We start from the raw sequence: 17,694 nt of genomic DNA, 5'->3' as shown, positions 1-17,694 counted from the left end.
GGGGATGCGCCCAACACCGGCGGCCTGGCTGCTGCTGGTGCCGGGCGGCCTGCTGCTGGGCGGCCTGATGGTCGCCCCGCTCGGGCTGCTGGCGCTGGAAAGCCTGCGTGAGTTCGTGGGCGGCCGGGTCGGCGGGCAGGCCGACCGCCCGCTCACCCTCGCCAACTACGCGGAGCTGCTGAACCCCGCCTACGCGCTGTATTTTTGGGAGACGTTCCGGATCGGCGCGCTGGTCAGCCTGCTGGCCCTGATCTTCGCCTTCCCCATCGCCTATGTCGCGGCGCGCACGCCGCGGCGGGGCTTGCGCAAGGGCATCCTGGGGCTGCTGATCGCCATGCTGTTCCTCAGCGTGGTGGCGCGGCTCTACGCCATCCTGATGGCCTACGGGCCCACCGGGCCACTGAAGGGCATCGCCCAGCTTTTCGGCACATCGGCGTCGAGTGCGGCCTTCGCGGAGGTGCAGGTGATGGTCGGTCTCCTGCATTTCGTGCTGCCCATCGTGGCGCTGACGCTGATCGGCACGGTGCAGAACATCAACCCGCGGCTGGAGGAGGCGGCGATGGCGCTGGGTGCCCCGCGCTGGCGGGCGGTGACGGGGGTGGTGCTGCCGCTGGCGGTGCCGGGGCTGCTGTCGGCCTTCCTGATCGCGTTCGCCATGTGCATCAGCAACTTCGTGGTTCCGCTGATCCTCGGGCGCGGGGTGGTGCTGTTCGTCTCCAACCTCATGTACATCCGCTTCTCGGAGATCGCGAATTTTCCGTCGGGTGCCGCCATCGGGATCATCATGCTGGTGCTGTCCTTCGGCATCGTCTTCGGGCTGACCGCGGTGATCCGCCGGCTGTGGCCGGCGGCGGGGGGTGTCCGGTGAAGCGGCTGGGGGATGTCGTCGCGTCCGTTCTCTTCGTGCTGCTGTTCGGCACGGCGGTGCTGTTCCTGGTGATCCCGCTGGCGGTGTCGGTGGTGATGTCGTTCGACGCCCGGGAGTACATCGGCCCCTTCCCGCCGCCGTCCCTGTCGCTGCACTGGTACGAGGCGCTGTGGGAGAACACCGCCTATCTCGACGGGCTGTGGGTCAGCCTGCAGATCGGGCTGCTGGCGACCGGCGTCTCGGTGGTGGCCGGGGGCATGGCGGCGGTCTTCCTCGACCGCTTCCGCTTCCCCGGCCGCGACGCGCTGGAGACCCTGTTCCTGTCGCCCAAGTTCGTGCCGACGGTCGTCGTGGGCTTCTCCATCCTGGCGCTCTGCGCCACGCTGGGGGTGCGCGACGGCTGGTGGCGGCTGCTGTTCGGCCACATCATCATCACCCTGCCCTTCACGCTGCGCGCCACGCTGGCGGCGCTGGTCGGCATCCGCCGCTCGCTGGTCGAGGCGGCCATGATCCTGGGAGCCAGCGAGTTCCGCGCCTACCTCGACGTGGTGATGCCGCTGGCCCGCACCGGCATCCTGTCCGGCGCGCTCTTCGCCTTCGTGCTGTCCTTCGACGAGGTGGCGGTCAGCCTGTTCCTGTCCGATCCCTTCACCACCACCCTGCCGGTGGCTCTGGTGGCGGAGATGCGGGCCAACCTGAACCTGACCATCGCCGCCGTCTCCGCCCTCTTCGTCGGCCTCACCGCCGTGGCGATCCTGGTGCTCGACCGCCTCGTCGGGCTGGACCGCGTCATCGGCTACGGAATCTACCGCTCATGACCGCATCACAGCCCGTTGTCGACATCCAGAACATCTCCAAGCGCTACGGCCGCACGGCGGCGCTCGACCGCGTGTCCTTCGAGCTCAAACGCGGAGAGTGCGTGGCGCTGCTCGGCCCCAGCGGCTGCGGCAAGACCACCACGCTCCGCATCCTCGCCGGCTTCGAGCGGCCGGACGCCGGCGTCGTCGCCATCGACGGCCGCGACATGAGCAACGCCCGCCCCTACGAGCGCAACATCGGGCTGGTCTTCCAGGACTACGCGCTCTTCCCGCACATGACGGTCGCGGAGAACGTCGAGTACGGCATGAAGCGCCGCGGCGTGCCGAAAGCCGAACGCGAGCGGCGACGGCGGGAGGTGCTGCGCCTCGTCCGGCTCGACGGGCTGGACGAGCGGCGGCCGTCGCAGCTCAGCGGCGGGCAGCAGCAACGCGTCGCCATGGCCCGGGCGCTCGCCCCCAACCCGTCGGTGATGCTGCTGGACGAGCCGCTGTCCAACCTGGACGCCCGGCTGCGCCACGACCTGCGGCACGAGCTGCGGGAGATCCTGTCGGCGGCCGGCACCACCACCCTCATCGTCACCCACGACCAGGAGGAGGCCATCGCCATGGCCGACCGCATCGTCCTGATGAACCACGGCCGCATCCAGCAGATCGGCCCGCCCCGCAGCCTCTATGAGCGGCCGGAGAACGCCTTCGTGGCCTCCTTCCTCGGCCGCTGCAACTGGTTCGACGGTGTGGTGGAGTCGGCGCTGCCGGACGGCTCCGCCCTGTTCCGCACCACCGAGGGGCTGGCGCTGCGGGTGCGCCTGCCGGATCCGCGGGTGGGCGCGCCGGCCCCGTCCGGCGTTGCCGTTCGGCCGGAGCGGCTGCATGTGGTCGAAGCCGGTACCGAACTGGACGGCGATTTCAACCGGCTGCCGGCCACCGTCACCCGCCTGCACTATCTGGGCGCCGATCTGCGCTTCGACCTGACGCTGCCGGAAGGACGGCGGCTGGAGGCGGTGGTGAAGGCCGACGGTCGGCCGCTGCCCGCCCCCGGCGATACGGTCGCGGTCGCCGTCGCCCCCGCCGATTGCGTGCCCGTGGCCGGGGACCTGCCGCAATGACCGGCCGCCGCCCCCTGCGCATCGACGGCGCCCGCCTGCTCGACGCCGAAACACCCGATGCCCCCTTCGCCGACCTGCTGATCGAGGACGGCCGCATCGCCGCCGTGCTGCCGCCGGGCGCACCGGGACCGGAGGATGCGGAGCGGCTGGACGCCGTCGGCTGCATGGTGATCCCCGGTCTGGTCAACGCCCACACCCACAGCCACCTCGCCTTCGCCAAGGGGGTGCACGATCGCTGGACGCTGGAGCTGCACCTGAACCACGGCCCCTGGACCAACGCCCTGCTGACGCCGGAGGACCGCTACATCGCCGCCCAGCTCGGCGCGGTGGAGATGCTGACCAAGGGCTGCACGGCGGCGGTGGACCTGCACAACGAGATCCCCATGCCCTCGCCGGAGGGAATCGCCGCCGCCGCGCAAGGCCACGTCGACGCCGGCATGCGGGTGCAGATGATGCCGATGCTGGCCGACACCGGCCTGTGGGGCGCCATCCCCGGCCTGAAGGACGCGCTGCCCGAAACCCTCCGTCCGCAGGTGGAGGCGATCCGCTTCGCCGGTCCCGAGGCGCTGGTGGAGGCGATGCGGCGGGTGGCGCGGGACTGGCCGTTCGACGCCGACACCGCCCCCCTCGGCCTCGCCCCCACCATCCCGCTGCACTGCTCCGACGGGCTGATGCGCGCCTGCGCCGAGCTGTCGGCGGAGACGGGTCTGCGCACGCACATGCATCTGGCCGAATCCAAGGTGCAGGCGGTGGCAGGCCTGTCCCGCTACGGCGAGAGCCTGACGGCGCGGGTCGATGCCGCCGGCCTGCTGAACGAGCGCTTCACCGCTGCCCACGCGGTGTGGGTGGACGACGCCGATCTCGACCGCATCGCGGCACGCGGGGCCGCCATCGCCCACAACCCCGGCAGCAACCTGCGCCTCGGCTCCGGCCTCGCCCGCGCCCGGCGCATGCTGGAGCGGGGCATCACGGTCGGCCTCGGCACCGACGCGTCGAGCTGCGCCGACGGGCTGAACATGTTCGAGGCGATGCGCACGGCGGCCCTGATCAGCCACGCCATGGGACCGGACCCGGAACGTTGGCTGACGGCGCGCGAGGTGCTGCGCATGGCGACCGAGGACGGGGCGGCCAGCATGGGCTTCGCCGGCCGGCTCGGCCGCATCGCCCCCGGCTACCTCGCCGACCTCGCCTTCCTCGACCTGCGGCACGTCAACTACCTGCCGCTCAACGACCCGCTCGTGCAGATGCTGTTCGTGGAGAACGGCGCCGCGGTCCGCCGTGTGATGGTCGGCGGGCGCACGGTGGTGGAGGACGGGCGGCCGACCCTGGTCGATCTCGACACCTTGCGCGCCCGCGTCGAGAGCACGGTCGAGCGCATCCGCGCCACGGTGGGTGAGCGCAAGGCGCTGGCCGAGGCGCTGGCACCGCACACCGCGGCCTTCTGCCAGTGCCTCGCCGCATCCCCCTTTCCCTTCACCCGCTATGGGGAGTTCGGACCATGACCCGCACAGCACGGGTGCACCGTGTCCCGATGCCCGATCCGGGCGATTGCGGCGCGCTGGCCGCCCTGATCGACGCCGGCACCATCGATCCGGCCCGCATCGTCGCCGTGATGGGCAAGACGCCCGGCAACGGCCTGACCAACGACCATACCCGTGAGTTCGCGACCGTGACCGTGGCCGGCGAGCTGGCGCGCCGGCTCGGCGTGGCGCCGGCGGAGGTGCGGGCCCGCGTGCTCTTCGTCCTGTCCGGCGGGACCGAGGGGATGAACGCCCCGCACCTGCTGGTCTTCTGCGCCGGGCCCTCCGCGGCGGCGGAGGGCGACGAGCGGGCGCTGGCGCTGGCCACCGCCGCCTCCGTCCCGCTGGCGCCGGAGGCGATCGGCCGGGCCGCCCAGATCGCCGCCACCGCGGACGCGGTGCGCGCGGCGATGGCGGAGGCGGGGATCACCGATCCCGCCGACGTGGCCTTCGTTCAGGTGAAATGCCCGATCCCCATGCCGGGTGACTTCCACGACCCGGCCCGCGCCGCCGGCCTGTCGGCGGCCAGCATCGGCACCATCAAGGGCCGCTCGCGCGCCGCCAGCGCGCTGGGCGTCGCCGTGGCGCTGGGCGACGTGGGGGTTGAGGACGCGACGGAGGCGGCCATCGCCGCCCGCCCCGACCTGTTCACCGGCCGCGCCTGCGTCACCGCCGGCATCGACGACGACCGCGCCAGCGTGCTCGTGCTGGGCAACGCGCGCGGCTGGTCCGGGCCGCAGAGCGTGGGCAGCACCACCATGCGTGACCCGCTCGACGCCCCGGCTGTGGCGGCCCTGCTGCGCCGGCTCGGCATGACGCTGGCAGGCGGGCAGGCCGAACCGGCGGGGCCGCTGCGGCTGGCCGGGTTGATCGTCAAGGGCGAGCCGCCCGCCACCGACCGGCTGCGCGGCGCGCAGCACGTGATGCTGGACGACAGCGACATCCACCCCGTCCGCCACTACCGCGCCTTCATGAGCGGGGTGCTGGGGGCGGTCACCGGCGACACGCACGTCTATCTGTCCGGCGGGGCGGAGCACCAGGGGCCGCCCGGCGGCGCCGTGGTCGCCGCCATCGTCGAACGCCAATGAACGTTAGGGAAGGAGACACACCCATGGACACCAACCAACTGGCCCAGGATTTCGAGCAGCGCGGCTGTTGCGTCGCCGAGGCGCTGCTGTCCCCGGCGGAGGTCGCCGCACTGTCCGACCTCACCGACCGCGTGGTTGCGTCCGCCCGCGGCGTGGAGGTGGAGAACGACGTCTTCGACCTTGAGGACTCGCACACCCCCGACGATCCGCGCGTCCGCCGCATCAAGAAGCCGCACAACGTCGACCCGCTCTATATGGAGACGGCGCGGCACCCGGCGATGCGCGCCGTCGTCAACCGGCTGCTGGGACCGAACGTCCGTCTGCACCACAGCAAGGTGAACATGAAGGCGCCGCGCTACGGCGCGCCGCTGGAATGGCACCAGGACTGGGCCTTCATCCCGCACAGCCGCATGGCGCTCGCCATCGCCGCGGTGATGCTGGACGATGTGGGGCTCGACAACGGGCCGATGCTGGTGCTGCCCGGCAGCCACAAGGGGGGGCTGAAGGACCATCACGACGGCGGCTACTTCGTCGGCGCCATCGACCCGGCGACGCTGGACCTGAACGCCGCGGTGCCGCTGACCGGGCCGGCGGGCACCGTGTCCTTCCACCACCCGCTGACGATCCACGGCTCGGCGCTGAACGAGTCCGCCCGCAAGCGTCGCATCCTGTTCTTCGAATACGCCGCCGCCGACGCCTGGCCGCTGTTCTACGGGGTGGACTACGACGAGTACAACCGCCGCCTCGTCTCCGGCGAGCCGACCAACGTGGTGGGCTTCGACGGCTCCTTCGTACGGCTGCCCTACCCGACGGAGCACAAGGGTTCCATCTACAACAACCAGAAGGCTTTCGCGAAACGCCACTTCAAGCATTTCGGCGAGGAGGCGTCGTCGTGAAGGACCAGTTCTCCCATGTGACCTCGGTGCTCGCGGCACTGCTGACGGCGTCGGCGGAGGCCCGCTCGGCCGGCGATCCCGAAAGCGCGGTGTCGGCCCTGACGCGGGCCGCCCGCGCCTGCCTGGGCGATCCGGAGGCGCGACTGCGGCCGGGCGCCCTCAAGCCGGGGGAGCGGGATTTCGGCGTGTCCGGCATCTTCTTCGCCGCCCCCGCCCGCGACCACCTGATCCTGATCGCCGAGCACGACTTCCCGCCGGAACAACACCGGCTGCGCATCAGCATGCGCGACAGCCGCCCCGGCTACGTGGTGCGCACGGGCGAGGCGGTGGTGCTGCCGAACACCGACCAGGACACCATGTTCCGCCAGATCCTCTCCACCGCGCGCATGGGCTCCGCCCTCTACGCGCCGGTGGTCTGGCGGGGCACGGTGCTCGGCATGTTCAACGTGGCGGCCCAGGCGCGGAACACCTACGACCGCGGCGACCTCGACCTGCTGCTCCACTTCGCCGACCTCGCCGCCGCTGTGTGGGTGGCCCAGGGCGGTCCGGACTTCCTGGCCCGGCTGGCCGACAGCCTGCCGCCCTGGCAGGAGCCGGACACCATCGGGTGATGGCGTGCGGGGGCTGCAAAAACCGCCCCCGCAGCCTGATCACAGCCGTACAGCCACTGTAATTCATTATGCATCGACAATGATCACGCTGCTCATCATCTGACACTGTGCCCAAAAACACGTCTTTTATGGGAACGACCGGACGCGTGACGCTCTTCAACTGATGCGGGATCAAGTGCCGTTCGGGGAGGAGCGAATAAATCGCACGTGTACGATAATTTTCTGCGCGATCAATCCGCTAGCAAACGGGATGCCCTGACGGGCGAGCCCGACGGGGGTGATCCGCAGGGGTTGGCACGGATTCTGCGAAGGGATGATCGGCGCGTCGTTTTGCCGCACAGGTCGACGGACGCCACACCCGACGCGGAACCGGAGCCTTTCCACCCATGAAAGCGCCGCCGTTCGATTACCACCGCCCCGCCTCGCTCGACGAGGCGCTCGGCCTTCTGGCCGGGCAGCCGGACGCCCGCATCCTGGCCGGCGGCCAGTCGCTGGTGCCGATGCTGAACATGCGGCTCGCGGCACCCGCCACCCTCATCGACATCAACCGTGTGGACGGGCTCGACCGCATCGAGGAAGGGGCGGACCGGGTGACGCTCGGCGCCATGGTGCGCCAGCGGGCGCTGGAAGCCTCTCCCGTCGTCCGCCGCCGCCTGCCCCTGCTGGCCGAGGCGGTCGCGCAGATCGGCCACCCCGTCACCCGCAACCGCGGCACCGTCGGCGGCAGCCTCTGCCACCTCGACCCGGCGGCGGAAATCCCGGCGGCGGCGCTGGCGCTGGACGCGCGGCTGGTTGCCGCCAGCGCGCGCGGCACCCGCCGTCTTGCCATGGAGGAGTTCGCGCTGGGCATGATGACCACGGGTTTGGAGCCCGACGAGATGCTGGTGGCGGTGGAGCTTGCCGCGTGGCCCGAGGGCCATGGCGCCGGCTTCGCCGAGTTCGCGCGGCGGCCCGGCGACTTCGCCATGGCCTCGGCTGCCGCCCTGGTCGCGTTGGACGGGGCCGGGCGGGTCGACGCCGTGCGCCTCGTGCTCGGCGCGGTGGCCGCGACCCCGCTGCGCGTGACGGAAGCGGAGGCCATGCTGATGGGCCGCACCCCTGACACCACACTGATTGCCGAGGCCGCCGCCCTGGCCGGCCCCTGCGTCACGCTGGAGGACCCGCAGGCGCCGCTCTGGTACCGCGCGCGCCTCGCCACCGCCATGGCGAAGCGGGCGCTGACCGCCGCCGTGGGGCGCGCCGACCGCAAGAGGGTTGCCGCATGACCGGCGATCCCCGCGCCATATCCATGACGGTCAACGGACGGGAGGTGACGCTCACCGTCGAGCCGCGCGTCTCGCTGGCCGACGCGCTGCGCCAGGATCTCGGCCTGACCGGCACCCATGTGGGGTGCGAACATGGGGTCTGCGGTTCCTGCACCGTGCTGGTGGACGGCACCGCGGTGCGCTCCTGCCTGCTCTTCGCCGTGCAGGCGGAGGGCACTGCGGTCGAGACGGTGGAGGGGCTGGCGCGGGGATCCGCGCTGCACCCGCTCCAGGAGGCGTTCCGCCGTCACCACGCCCTGCAATGCGGCTTCTGCACGCCCGGCGTGCTGATGACGCTGGTGGAGTTGCTGCGCGCCGACCCCTGTCCGACCGAGGCAGCGGTGCGCGACGCGTTGTCCGGCAACCTCTGCCGCTGCACCGGCTACCAGCCGATCGTTGCGGCGGCGCTCGACGCCGCGACGGTCCTGGCCGCGGAGGCTGCGCCATGACCGCCACCGTCATGACCGCCACCCTGGGCACCCGCGTCCCGCGCATCGAGGATCCGGCGCTGCTGCGAGGTGCCGGGCGTTTCGTGGACGATCTGCGGCTTCCGGGCACGCTGCACGCCGCCTTCGTGCGCAGCCCCTACGCCCACGCCCGCGTGCTGGGCATCGACACGGCGGACGCCCGCGCCCTGCCCGGCGTGGCCGCGGTGCTGACCGCCGCCGACCTGACGCCGCTGCTGACCGACCTGCGCCTGCCCATCGCCTTTCCCGAGGGGCAGCTTCCGCCGGAGGTGATGCCCTTCGCCCTGGTCCGCGACGAGGCGCTGCATGTGGGAGAGCCGGTCGTCATCGTGGTCGCCTCCTCCCGCCGGGTTGCTGAGGACGCTGCGGAGCGGGTGGTGGTCGAGTACGAGCCGCTGCCGGCGGTGACCGACCCGCGCGCCGCCCTCGACGCCGGTGCGGAACGCGCCTGTTCGACGGCCGACGGCAACCTGTTCAAGCGCTTCCGCGTGGCCTTCGGCGAGGTGGACGCCGCCTTCGCCGGCGCGCACGCCGTGGTGGCCGAACGCTTTCGCCTGCACCGGGGCGGCGGCAGCCCGATGGAGACGCGCGGCGTCGTCGCCCGTCACTGTTCGGAGAGCGGCGAGCTGACGGTCTGGTCCTCCACCCAGATGCCGCACGAGCTGCGCCACACTCTGGCCGAACGGCTGTCGTTGCCGGAGGACCGGGTGCGGGTGGTGACGCCGGATGTCGGCGGCGGCTTCGGCACCAAATACCTCGTCTACCCGGAGGAGGTCGCGGTCGCCGCGGCGGCCAGGGCGCTCGACGCCACCGTCAAATGGATCGAGGACCGGCAGGAGCATTTCGTCAGCGCCATCCAGGAGCGCGACCAGCATTGGTCGGTGGAGATGGCGCTGGATGGGGACGGCCGGCTGCTGGCGGTGCGGGGCACGCTGGTGCACGACCAGGGCGCCTACGCCCCGCACAGCGTCAACGTGCCGTTCAACAGCGCCACCTCGCTGCCCGGCCCCTACGCGCTGCCGGCCTACGACATGGACGTGGCGGTGGTGCGCACCAACCTCGTCCCGGTCATCCCCGTGCGCGGGGCGGGCTACCCGCAAGGCTGCTTCGTCATGGAACGGCTGATGGACCGGGCGGCGGAGCGGCTGGGGCTGGACCGCGCCGAGATCCGGCGGCGCAACCTGATCCGGCCGGACCAGATGCCCTACCCCACCCCGATGCGCACCCGCGCCGGCGCACCCATCGCCTACGACAGCGGCGATTATCCCGCCTGTCAGGCGATGGGGCTGGAGGCCATCGGCTACGACGGCTTCGGCGCGCGGCAGGCGGCGGCGCGCGCCGCCGGGCGCCACATCGGTCTCGGCATCGCGCATGCGGTGAAGGGCACGGGGCGCGGCCCCTTCGAATCCGGTCTGGTGCGCGTCATGCCGGATGGTCGGGTGTCGGTCTACACCGGCGCGCTGGCCATGGGCCAGGGGCTGAAGACCGCGCTGGCGCAGATCGCGGCGGACACGCTGGGCGTGCCGGTGGAGCGGGTGGATGTGATCGCCGGGGACACCGGCTTCGTGTCTCTGGGCCATGGCGGCTACGCCAGCCGGCAGACCGTGACCGCCGGCTCCTCAGTCCTGATGGCGGCCCGCGCGGTGCGGGAGAAGGCGTTGGCCGTCGCCTCCGGCCTGCTGGAGGCCGCAGCCGCCGACCTCGTCATCCGCGACGGCATGGTCGAGGTGGACGGGGTGCCGGGCATGGCGGTGCCGCTCGCCCGCATCGCCGGGATGCTGCGCGGGCTGCCGGGCTACGCCTTCCCCGACGGTGTGTCGGCGGGGTTGGAGGCGGTGGAGCACGCCCGCTTCGACCAGCTCGCCTACGCCAACGCCTTTCACGCCTGCGAGGTGGAGGTGGACGTTGAGACCGGCGGCGTCCGCATCCTGCGCTATGTGGCGGTGACCGACTGCGGCCGGCGGATCAACCCGCTGATCGTCGACGGGCAGGTGACCGGCGGCATCGTCCACGGCATCGGCAACGCGCTGCTGGAGGAGTTCCGCCACGACGAGCAGGGGCAGCCGTTGACCACCACCTTCGCCGATTACCTGCTGCCCACCGCGCACGACGCCCCGCCCATCGAGCTTCTGTACCGGGAAAGCCCGTCGCCGCTGAACCCGCTGGGCGTCAAGGGGGCCGGCGAGGTCGGGGTGATCCCGGTGACGGCGGCCGTGGTGTCGGCGGTGGAGGACGCGCTCGCCCCGTTCGGCGCGCGCTTCGCCGAGGCGCCGCTGTCCCCCGTGCGCATCCTCGAGACATTGCTCCAAACAGGGCTCCGGACCGGGCCCCGGAATGGAGAGGGAGGCACCCCATGAAGGCCCGCTGGGACATCGTCCTGCTTCCGCCGCTGGCGTTGTCGGTGCTGCTGCTGCTGGCGTCGCAGATCATCTTCCTGAAGGGAAGCCTGCACCGCGACCTCGGCATGGGGCAGTTCGACCCGGCGGTGGGGCTGCACAATTTCATCGAGATCTTCACCGACAGCTATTTCGTGCAGTCGCTCGGGCTGTCGATCGGGGTCTCCGCCATGGCGACGGTGCTGACGCTGCTGATCGCCTTCCCCGTCGCCTACGTCATCGCGCGCACCGACGGGCGGCTGTCGATCGTCCTGCTGTCGGCGGTGGTGGTGTCGTCCTTCATCACCATCGTCATCAAGGTGTTGGGGCTGATGATGATCTTCAGCAGCAACGGGCCGGTGAACGGGGCGCTGATGGCGCTGGGGCTGATCGAGCGGCCCATCACCATCATCGGCACCCTGCCGGGCGTGGTGCTGGGGCTGATGTACTACACGCTGGGCTTCGCCATCCTGCTCTTCTACAGCGTCATCGTCACCGTCCCCCGCTCGCTGGAGGAGGCGGCGCAGGTCCATGGCGCCTCGCGCTGGCAGGTGTTCCGGCAGGTGGTGCTGCCGCTCTGCCTGCCCGGCGTGGCGGCCGGCGGGCTGATGATCTTCAACGTCAGCATGGGCGGCTTCTCCTCCACCGCGCTGATCGGCGCCGGCAAGGTGCTGACGCTGCCGGTGGTGATCCAGCGCACCGTGCTGCTGGAGACCAATTACGGTCTGGGGGCGGCGCTGGCGGTGCTGCTGCTGACCGTGGTCATCGTGATCAACGGCTGCTCGGTGGCGCTGCTCGCGCGCGCCCGGCGCGGCATGCTGGTGTGACGGCCATGGCGAAGCTCCATCACCGCACCCCCGAACGCATCGCCGCGGCCCTGGTCCTGGCCGTCGCCTACACGGTGCTGCTCGGCCCAATCCTGTTCGTGATCGTCTCCTCCTTCGACTACGGGCAGCGGGCGTATGTCGTGTTCCCGCCCGAGCGGTTCACGCTGGAATCCTACTGGCGCATCCCCGACCGCTACTGGGACGCGCTGTGGAACAGCCTGCGCATCGCCGGGCTGTGCACGCTGGCGAGCTGCCTGATCGGCATCCCGGCGGCCATCGGCATCGTGCGCTCCAACATTCCTGGCAAGGCGGCGATCCTCGCCGTCTTCCGTGCGCCCATGCAGATCCCGGCCGTGGTGTCGGGGGTGGCCTTCCTCCAGCTCTATTACGCGCTGGGGGCCGCCACCGGCTGGTACGCGGTGGGCAGCTTCACCGGCATGGTGATCGCCCACGTCTTCGCCGCCACACCCTATGTGGTGGGCACGCTGGTGGGGGTGCTCCAGCGCTTCGACCAGACGGTGGAGGAGGCGGCGCTGGTGCTGGGCGCCAGCCGTCTCGGCACCCTGTGGCAGGTGACGCTGCCCATGCTGAAGCCCGGCATCTTCGCCGGTGCGCTCTACGCCTTCATGATCTCGTTCAGCGAAGTCCCGATGTCGGTGTTCCTCGCCGGCAGCCATCAGGTGACCTTCCCGGTCGAGGTCTTCCATTCCATGCAGTTCGATTTCGAGCCGACGATCCTAGCCATCTCGACGATCGTCACGGTGCTGTCGCTGGTCGTCGTGTGGGCGGTGCAGCGGGTGGTCGGGCTCGACAAGTTCGTGAAGACCGGGGCCGCGGACTGACGGCGCCTCCGGCTGGCTGGACAAGAACAGGGAGACGGAACATGCAGAGCTTCAAACGGCTGATGGGCGGGCTTGGTGCGGCGGCAATCGCGCTGGCGCTGACCGCGGGCACAGCCGCCGCCGGCCAGTTCGATGGCGTGACGGTGCGCATCGGCACCTTCGGCGGCAAGTGGCGCGACATCGTCGAGGCCAACGTCGCCAAGGCCTTCGAGGCGGAGGGCGGCAAGATCGAGTTCGTGCTGGGTCAGCCCGCCAACAACATGGCGAAGCTGATCGCGGCGCGCGGGCAGGAGCCGCCCTTCGACGTGCTGGAGACGATGGACAACCTGCTGCCGCAGCTCGCGGCCGGCGGCTTCCTCGACACCATCGACCTTACCAAGATCCCCAACATCGCCAAGGTCGACAAGGCCTTCTACGACGACAAGAAGGTGATGGTCTGGATCACCCAGGAGGGCATCGTCTACAACAAGGCGAAGTTCGCCGAGGCCGGCATCCCCGCCCCCACCCGCTACGCCGATCTCGCCAACCCCAAGCTCAAGGGCAAGGTCTCGCTGCCCGACATCAGCGCCGGCGGCGCCATGCCCGCCATCGTCGGCATGTCGCACGAGGCCGGCGGCGGCGAGGCCGACATCGGGCCGGGGCTGGAGCTGGTCAAGACGATCGGCCCGGCCAGCTTCTGGTCCTCCTCCTCCAACCTCCAGACCCAGCTTGCCTCGGGCGACGTGTGGGCGGCGGCGGCGCAGGCCGGCAACGTCCAGCGCCTGAAGGGCCAGGTCGACCTCGCCATCGCCTTCCCGCCCGTCGCCGGCAAGTCGGGCGTGCTGAAGCAGGGCTATCTGGTCAAGATCAAGGGGGCGAAGAACGCCGCCGCGGCGGAATGGATCATCAACGCCTTCCTGTCGGACCAGATGCAGGTCGCCACCCTGACCGCCGGCGGGCAGGTGCCGGTGAGCGGCCCGGCGCTCGCAAAGCTGCGCGAAAACCCCGACTACGGTTTCCTGCGCCTGTCGCCCGACCAGCTCGCCGGCATGTACAGCATCGACTTCGGCAAGGTGAACGAGGCGGCCTACGTCCAGAAATGGAACCGCAGCATCACCCGCTGACCCCCCGCGGAGATCATCCCATGACCAGACCGCCCAAGGTCCTCCTGGAACGGGTCGAGCGCCGCTTCGGCTCCTCGGTCGCCCTCGCCGCCCTCGACCTCGCGGTCGAGGAGGGGGAGTTCCTGACGCTGCTGGGTCCCTCCGGCTGCGGCAAGACCACCACGCTGCGCATCATCGCCGGCTTCGTCGATCCCACCGGCGGCCGTGTGCTGATCGACGGGCGCGAGGTCGGGCACCTGCCGCCCAACAAGCGGGAGGTGGGCATGGTCTTCCAGAACTACGCCCTGTTCCCGCATCTGACGGTGGCCGAGAACATCGCCTTCGGCATGAAGCAGCGCGGCGCGCCGGAGGCGGTGCGGCGGCGCCGCGCCGGCGAACTGCTGGACCTCATCAAGATGACGGGGATGGGCGACCGTCATCCGGGCGAGCTGTCCGGCGGCCAGCGCCAGCGCGTGGCCATCGCCCGCGCGGTGGCGCACCCGCCCGCCATCCTGCTGATGGACGAGCCGCTGGGGGCACTCGACCTCAAGCTGCGCGAGGCCATGCAGCAGGAACTGCGCGCCATCCAGAAGGCGCTGGGCATCACCACCCTCTACGTCACCCATGACCAGACGGAAGCCATGGTCATGTCCGACCGCATCGTGGTGATGCAGGGCGGCCGGGTGGAGCAGATCGGCACGCCCAGCGACATCTACATGCGCCCGGCCAGCCGCTTCGTCGCCTCCTTCGTCGGGCGCATCAACTTCGTGCCGCTGGCCGCCGACGGCCGGCCGCGCGGCGGCAGCGCGTCGCCGCTGCGGCTGCCGTCCGGCGTGCCGATCGGCAGCCGCGGGCTGACCCTGGGCCTGCGGCCGGAATGGCTGCGGCTGCTGCCCGACGGGGCGGCGGTCAACGGCTACAACGTGCTGGACGGGCGCGTGACCGACAGCGTCTTCGTCGGCAGCCACGTCAGCCTCGCGGTCGACCTCGGCGACGGCGGCACGCTCACCGTCGATGGCCGGCCGGAGGACGCGCTGCCCGCCCCCGGCCAGCCCGTGCGCGTCTGCTGGGAGCCGGAGCGCGCCATCATCCTGCACGACCATTGAGCGGCCCACCAACCGCAACGGGAGACAACGCCATGGACGGCCTCATGCCGCCGCCGGCCCGGCCCCGGCCGGCCTTCACCGACGAGGAGCTGCGCACGCTGGTGCGGCCCGACCGGGTGCACCGGTCGCTCTACACCGACCCCGGCATCTTCGATCTGGAGATGGAGCGCCTGTTCGGGCGCGCCTGGATCTTCGTCGGCCACGCCTCGCAGGTGCCGAACCCGCACGACTACATCACCACCCGCATCGGCCGCGAGCCGGTGATCATGACGCGCGACGCCAAGGGCGCCATCCACGTCCTGTCCAACCGCTGCGCCCACCGCGGCGTGTCGGTCTGCGCGACGGACAGCGGCAACACCCGTCATTTCAAGTGCCCGTACCATGGCTGGACCTACCGGTCCGACGGCACGCTGGCGTCCCTGCCGCAGCGGCGCAGCTACCCGCACGACCGCGCGGAGATCGAGTCCTGGATGTCGCTTGCCCGCGCGGCGCGGGTGGATGAATACCGCGGCTTCGTCTTCGCCAGCCTGACGGAGGAGGGGCCGGACCTCGAAACCTACCTCAACGGCATCAGGCACAGCATCGACGATCTGGTCGACCGCGCGCCGGATGGGGAGGTGGCTTTCGTCGGCGGGTGCAGCCGCTACATCATCCGCGCCAACTGGAAATTGCAGATCGACAACGGCGTCGACCTGCACCACGCCACCTACACCCACGTCTCCACGCTCGACGACGACGGGCGCCAGTTCTCCCGCCACGGTGGCGGACCGCGGATCATGGTCGACGGCAAGAAGTCCATCGACTGGGAGCCGTTCGGTGTGGTGGGCTTCCCCTACGGCCACGGCTACCAGGGCCGCCCGCCGGTGGAGACGCTGCCGAGCGGCCCCGTCTACGAGGAGTATGTGCGCCGGCTGGAGGCGCGGCACGGCGTCGACCGCACGCGGCAAATCCTGAACTACGACCGCTTCAACAGCGTGATCTGGCCCAGCATGACCTTCCAGGCCTTCGGCCAGCACATCCGTGTCGTCCGCCCCATCTCCGTGGACCGGACGGAGATCAACGTCTTTCCGGTGGCGCTGAAGGGCGCGCCGGAGGCGTACAACACCGGGGCCATCCGCTCGCTGGCGGCCACCCACTCCGCCGCGTCGATGATCCAGACCGACGACATCGAGGTGTTCGAGCGGGCACAGGCCGGGTTGCAGAGCGGTGCCCACGACTGGGTCCTGTTCGCCGGCCACCCCGGCAGCGAGGAGCCCTGGCACGAGGGCGGCTGGCGCGGCCAGGGCACGTCGGAGTTCGTGTCGCGAATCCAGTATGCGGAGAACTGGATCTCCTTCCTGTGCGGAGGCAACGGCAATGAGCGCGGCTGACCGGGTGTACCCGCCCTCCCCCACACTGGACGCGGTGACCGCCTTCGTGAACCGCGAATGCCGGCTGCTGGACGAGCGGCGCTTCGATGACTGGCGAGACCTGTTCACCGAGGACGGTGCCTACTGGGCGCCCACCCGCCATGACCAGAAGAGCCCGGAGGAGGCGGTGTCCCTCTTCTACGACGACCGCGTGACCATGGCGGCGCGCATACGGCGCCTGAAACACCCGGATGTGCATGTCCAAGTGCCGGAATCCCGCACCGTGCACCTCGTCTCCAACATCGAGGCGGAGGCGGTGCCGGGCGAGCCGGCCGGCGTACGCGCGTACGCGGCTTTCGTCATGGCGGAATACCGGCACACGGAGCCGCGCTGGTACGCCGGCCGCTACGAGTACAGCCTGCGTCGCTCCGAGGACGGTTTCCGCATCGCGTTGAAGAAGGTCACGCTGGTGAACTGCAACGCGCCCTTCACCTCCATCGGCGTCTATCTCTGACGCCGTCCCGCACACAAGGGAGGCCCATCCCATGGCAATGGCCCGTTCGCCCCTTGCCCTGACCCCCGACCAGATAGCCGCCTACAACCGCGACGGCTTCGTCGTCGCCCGCGGCATGTTCTCTCCACAGGAGGTGGAACTGATCCGCCGCAGCGCCGAGGAGGACGACGCGCTGAAGAGTGCCGCCTACTTCCGCAGCGACTCCACCGGCAGCAGGACGCGCATGACGGTGTGGAACGAGCCGGGCGACGACATCTTCGGCCTGTTCTCGCGCAGCGCCCGCATCGTCGACAGCATGGAATCGCTGATCGGCGAGGAAGTCTACCACTACAACTCCAAGCTCAACGCCAAGGATCCGCAGGTCGGCGGCGCCTGGGAATGGCACCAGGACTACGGCTACTGGTACGCCAGCGGCTGCCTGTTCCCACGCATGGCCACCTGCATCCTGGCGCTCGACCCCAGCACGCGGGAGAACGGCTGCCTCCAGGTGCTGCGCGGCGCGCACGAATGCGGGCGCATCGACCACATGCTGTCCGGCAAGCAGGTCTCCTGCGACCCGCGCCGCATGGAGCATCTTCTGGAGCGGCTGGAGCGGGTGCATGTGGAGCAGGAGCCGGGCGACGTGCTGTTCTTCCACGCCAACATGCCGCACGCCTCGGACGCCAACGCCTCGGACAAGCGGCGCTGGGTGCTGATCTCGTGCTACAACGGCCGCTCCAACAGCCCGGTGATCGCCCACCACCACCCCGCCTACACCCCCCTCTCCAAGGTCGATGACGGCGCCATCCTGGCCGCCGGCGTGCGGCCCAGCGACCGCGGCAAGGTGTTCGTCGAGCGGCCCTACAACCCGCTGGAGGATGCCGAGCGTGACCGCCAGGCCGCCATGGCGGCCGGATCCGATTGACCCTCAGAGAAACGCCC

The 17,694-nt window shown here is 70.8% G+C and carries 17 protein-coding genes; all 17 read left to right on the top strand.

All coding sequences use genetic code 11. The features are described 5' to 3' along the window. Positions 1 to 4: 4 nt before the first annotated feature. The 17 genes from HL658_RS23540 to HL658_RS23460 all read left to right on the top strand — a co-directional run bounded on the left by HL658_RS23540 (position 5) and on the right by HL658_RS23460 (position 17,677). Complete coding sequence (locus tag HL658_RS23540) at positions 5 to 868, top strand: ABC transporter permease (protein WP_180284320.1); 864 nt, start codon at positions 5 to 7, stop codon at positions 866 to 868. After that, positions 865 to 1,686, top strand: a complete 822-nt coding sequence (locus tag HL658_RS23535; RefSeq protein ID WP_180284319.1) for an ABC transporter permease subunit — start codon at positions 865 to 867, stop codon at positions 1,684 to 1,686. Before HL658_RS23540 ends, HL658_RS23535 begins: the two co-directional genes overlap by 4 nt. Continuing rightward, positions 1,683 to 2,792: an ABC transporter ATP-binding protein gene (locus HL658_RS23530; RefSeq protein WP_180284318.1), complete on the top strand. Its 1,110-nt coding sequence runs from the start codon at positions 1,683 to 1,685 to the stop codon at positions 2,790 to 2,792. The genes HL658_RS23535 and HL658_RS23530 overlap by 4 nt, the downstream gene beginning before the upstream one ends. Beyond that, positions 2,789 to 4,294 carry an amidohydrolase family protein gene (locus HL658_RS23525; RefSeq protein WP_180284317.1) on the top strand — a complete coding sequence of 502 codons (1,506 nt, stop codon included), beginning with the start codon at positions 2,789 to 2,791 and terminating at the stop codon, positions 4,292 to 4,294. The genes HL658_RS23530 and HL658_RS23525 overlap by 4 nt, the downstream gene beginning before the upstream one ends. Beyond that, complete coding sequence (gene atzD / locus HL658_RS23520; RefSeq protein WP_180284316.1) at positions 4,291 to 5,400, top strand: cyanuric acid amidohydrolase; 1,110 nt, start codon at positions 4,291 to 4,293, stop codon at positions 5,398 to 5,400. Before HL658_RS23525 ends, atzD begins: the two co-directional genes overlap by 4 nt. Before the next feature lie 23 nt (positions 5,401 to 5,423). Then, a complete protein-coding gene (locus tag HL658_RS23515; protein WP_180284315.1) occupies positions 5,424 to 6,296 on the top strand; it encodes a phytanoyl-CoA dioxygenase family protein in 873 nt (290 codons plus the stop codon). Beyond that, positions 6,293 to 6,907, top strand: a complete 615-nt coding sequence (locus tag HL658_RS23510) for a GAF domain-containing protein (RefSeq protein WP_180284314.1) — start codon at positions 6,293 to 6,295, stop codon at positions 6,905 to 6,907. The genes HL658_RS23515 and HL658_RS23510 overlap by 4 nt, the downstream gene beginning before the upstream one ends. 386 nt (positions 6,908 to 7,293) lie before the next feature. Then, the gene (locus tag HL658_RS23505) at positions 7,294 to 8,172 is read left to right on the top strand and encodes an FAD binding domain-containing protein (RefSeq protein WP_180284313.1); all 879 of its coding nucleotides are present in this window, start codon (positions 7,294 to 7,296) and stop codon (positions 8,170 to 8,172) included. Then, the gene (locus HL658_RS23500) at positions 8,169 to 8,660 is read left to right on the top strand and encodes a (2Fe-2S)-binding protein (protein WP_180284312.1); all 492 of its coding nucleotides are present in this window, start codon (positions 8,169 to 8,171) and stop codon (positions 8,658 to 8,660) included. Before HL658_RS23505 ends, HL658_RS23500 begins: the two co-directional genes overlap by 4 nt. After that, positions 8,657 to 11,035, top strand: coding sequence for a xanthine dehydrogenase family protein molybdopterin-binding subunit (locus HL658_RS23495; protein WP_211109823.1), 2,379 nt, complete (start codon positions 8,657 to 8,659; stop codon positions 11,033 to 11,035). Before HL658_RS23500 ends, HL658_RS23495 begins: the two co-directional genes overlap by 4 nt. Further along, on the top strand, positions 11,032 to 11,880 hold the full coding sequence (locus HL658_RS23490) for an ABC transporter permease (protein ID WP_180284311.1): 849 nt from the start codon (positions 11,032 to 11,034) through the stop codon (positions 11,878 to 11,880). The genes HL658_RS23495 and HL658_RS23490 overlap by 4 nt, the downstream gene beginning before the upstream one ends. 5 nt (positions 11,881 to 11,885) lie before the next feature. Continuing rightward, positions 11,886 to 12,722, top strand: a complete 837-nt coding sequence (locus tag HL658_RS23485; RefSeq protein WP_180284310.1) for an ABC transporter permease — start codon at positions 11,886 to 11,888, stop codon at positions 12,720 to 12,722. 41 nt (positions 12,723 to 12,763) lie between these two features. Continuing rightward, entirely contained in the window at positions 12,764 to 13,825 is a 1,062-nt protein-coding gene (locus HL658_RS23480; RefSeq protein ID WP_180284309.1) for an extracellular solute-binding protein, read from the top strand. Positions 13,826 to 13,845: 20 nt separating this feature from the next. Next, positions 13,846 to 14,910, top strand: coding sequence for an ABC transporter ATP-binding protein (locus tag HL658_RS23475; RefSeq protein WP_180284308.1), 1,065 nt, complete (start codon positions 13,846 to 13,848; stop codon positions 14,908 to 14,910). Positions 14,911 to 14,942: 32 nt separating this feature from the next. After that, positions 14,943 to 16,280: an aromatic ring-hydroxylating oxygenase subunit alpha gene (locus HL658_RS23470; RefSeq protein ID WP_180284307.1), complete on the top strand. Its 1,338-nt coding sequence runs from the start codon at positions 14,943 to 14,945 to the stop codon at positions 16,278 to 16,280. Then, positions 16,267 to 16,773 (top strand): aromatic-ring-hydroxylating dioxygenase subunit beta, encoded by a 507-nt coding sequence (locus HL658_RS23465; protein WP_180284306.1) that lies wholly within the window; start codon positions 16,267 to 16,269, stop codon positions 16,771 to 16,773. Before HL658_RS23470 ends, HL658_RS23465 begins: the two co-directional genes overlap by 14 nt. Positions 16,774 to 16,804: 31 nt before the next feature. After that, the gene (locus HL658_RS23460; protein ID WP_180284305.1) at positions 16,805 to 17,677 is read left to right on the top strand and encodes a phytanoyl-CoA dioxygenase family protein; all 873 of its coding nucleotides are present in this window, start codon (positions 16,805 to 16,807) and stop codon (positions 17,675 to 17,677) included. The last annotated feature ends 17 nt before the right edge of the window (positions 17,678 to 17,694 follow it).

The organism is Azospirillum oleiclasticum (assembly GCF_013423485.1).
Classification (GTDB): domain Bacteria; phylum Pseudomonadota; class Alphaproteobacteria; order Azospirillales; family Azospirillaceae; genus Azospirillum; species Azospirillum oleiclasticum.
Note: the sequence above shows the minus strand (reverse complement) of the source record. Positions and strands in the feature narration are given on the sequence as shown.

Excerpts from the sequence above, each read along its gene's own strand:
- HL658_RS23540 (WP_180284320.1), top strand. The coding sequence starts at position 5 with ATGCGCCCAACACCGGCGGCCTGGCTGCTGCTGGTGCCGGGCGGCCTG.
- HL658_RS23530 (WP_180284318.1), top strand. The coding sequence starts at position 1,683 with ATGACCGCATCACAGCCCGTTGTCGACATCCAGAACATCTCCAAGCGC.
- HL658_RS23525 (WP_180284317.1), top strand. The coding sequence starts at position 2,789 with ATGACCGGCCGCCGCCCCCTGCGCATCGACGGCGCCCGCCTGCTCGAC.
- atzD (WP_180284316.1), top strand. The coding sequence starts at position 4,291 with ATGACCCGCACAGCACGGGTGCACCGTGTCCCGATGCCCGATCCGGGC.
- HL658_RS23515 (WP_180284315.1), top strand. The coding sequence starts at position 5,424 with ATGGACACCAACCAACTGGCCCAGGATTTCGAGCAGCGCGGCTGTTGC.
- HL658_RS23505 (WP_180284313.1), top strand. The coding sequence starts at position 7,294 with ATGAAAGCGCCGCCGTTCGATTACCACCGCCCCGCCTCGCTCGACGAG.
- HL658_RS23500 (WP_180284312.1), top strand. The coding sequence starts at position 8,169 with ATGACCGGCGATCCCCGCGCCATATCCATGACGGTCAACGGACGGGAG.
- HL658_RS23495 (WP_211109823.1), top strand. The coding sequence starts at position 8,657 with ATGACCGCCACCGTCATGACCGCCACCCTGGGCACCCGCGTCCCGCGC.
- HL658_RS23490 (WP_180284311.1), top strand. The coding sequence starts at position 11,032 with ATGAAGGCCCGCTGGGACATCGTCCTGCTTCCGCCGCTGGCGTTGTCG.
- HL658_RS23485 (WP_180284310.1), top strand. The coding sequence starts at position 11,886 with ATGGCGAAGCTCCATCACCGCACCCCCGAACGCATCGCCGCGGCCCTG.
- HL658_RS23480 (WP_180284309.1), top strand. The coding sequence starts at position 12,764 with ATGCAGAGCTTCAAACGGCTGATGGGCGGGCTTGGTGCGGCGGCAATC.
- HL658_RS23475 (WP_180284308.1), top strand. The coding sequence starts at position 13,846 with ATGACCAGACCGCCCAAGGTCCTCCTGGAACGGGTCGAGCGCCGCTTC.
- HL658_RS23470 (WP_180284307.1), top strand. The coding sequence starts at position 14,943 with ATGGACGGCCTCATGCCGCCGCCGGCCCGGCCCCGGCCGGCCTTCACC.
- HL658_RS23465 (WP_180284306.1), top strand. The coding sequence starts at position 16,267 with ATGAGCGCGGCTGACCGGGTGTACCCGCCCTCCCCCACACTGGACGCG.
- HL658_RS23460 (WP_180284305.1), top strand. The coding sequence starts at position 16,805 with ATGGCAATGGCCCGTTCGCCCCTTGCCCTGACCCCCGACCAGATAGCC.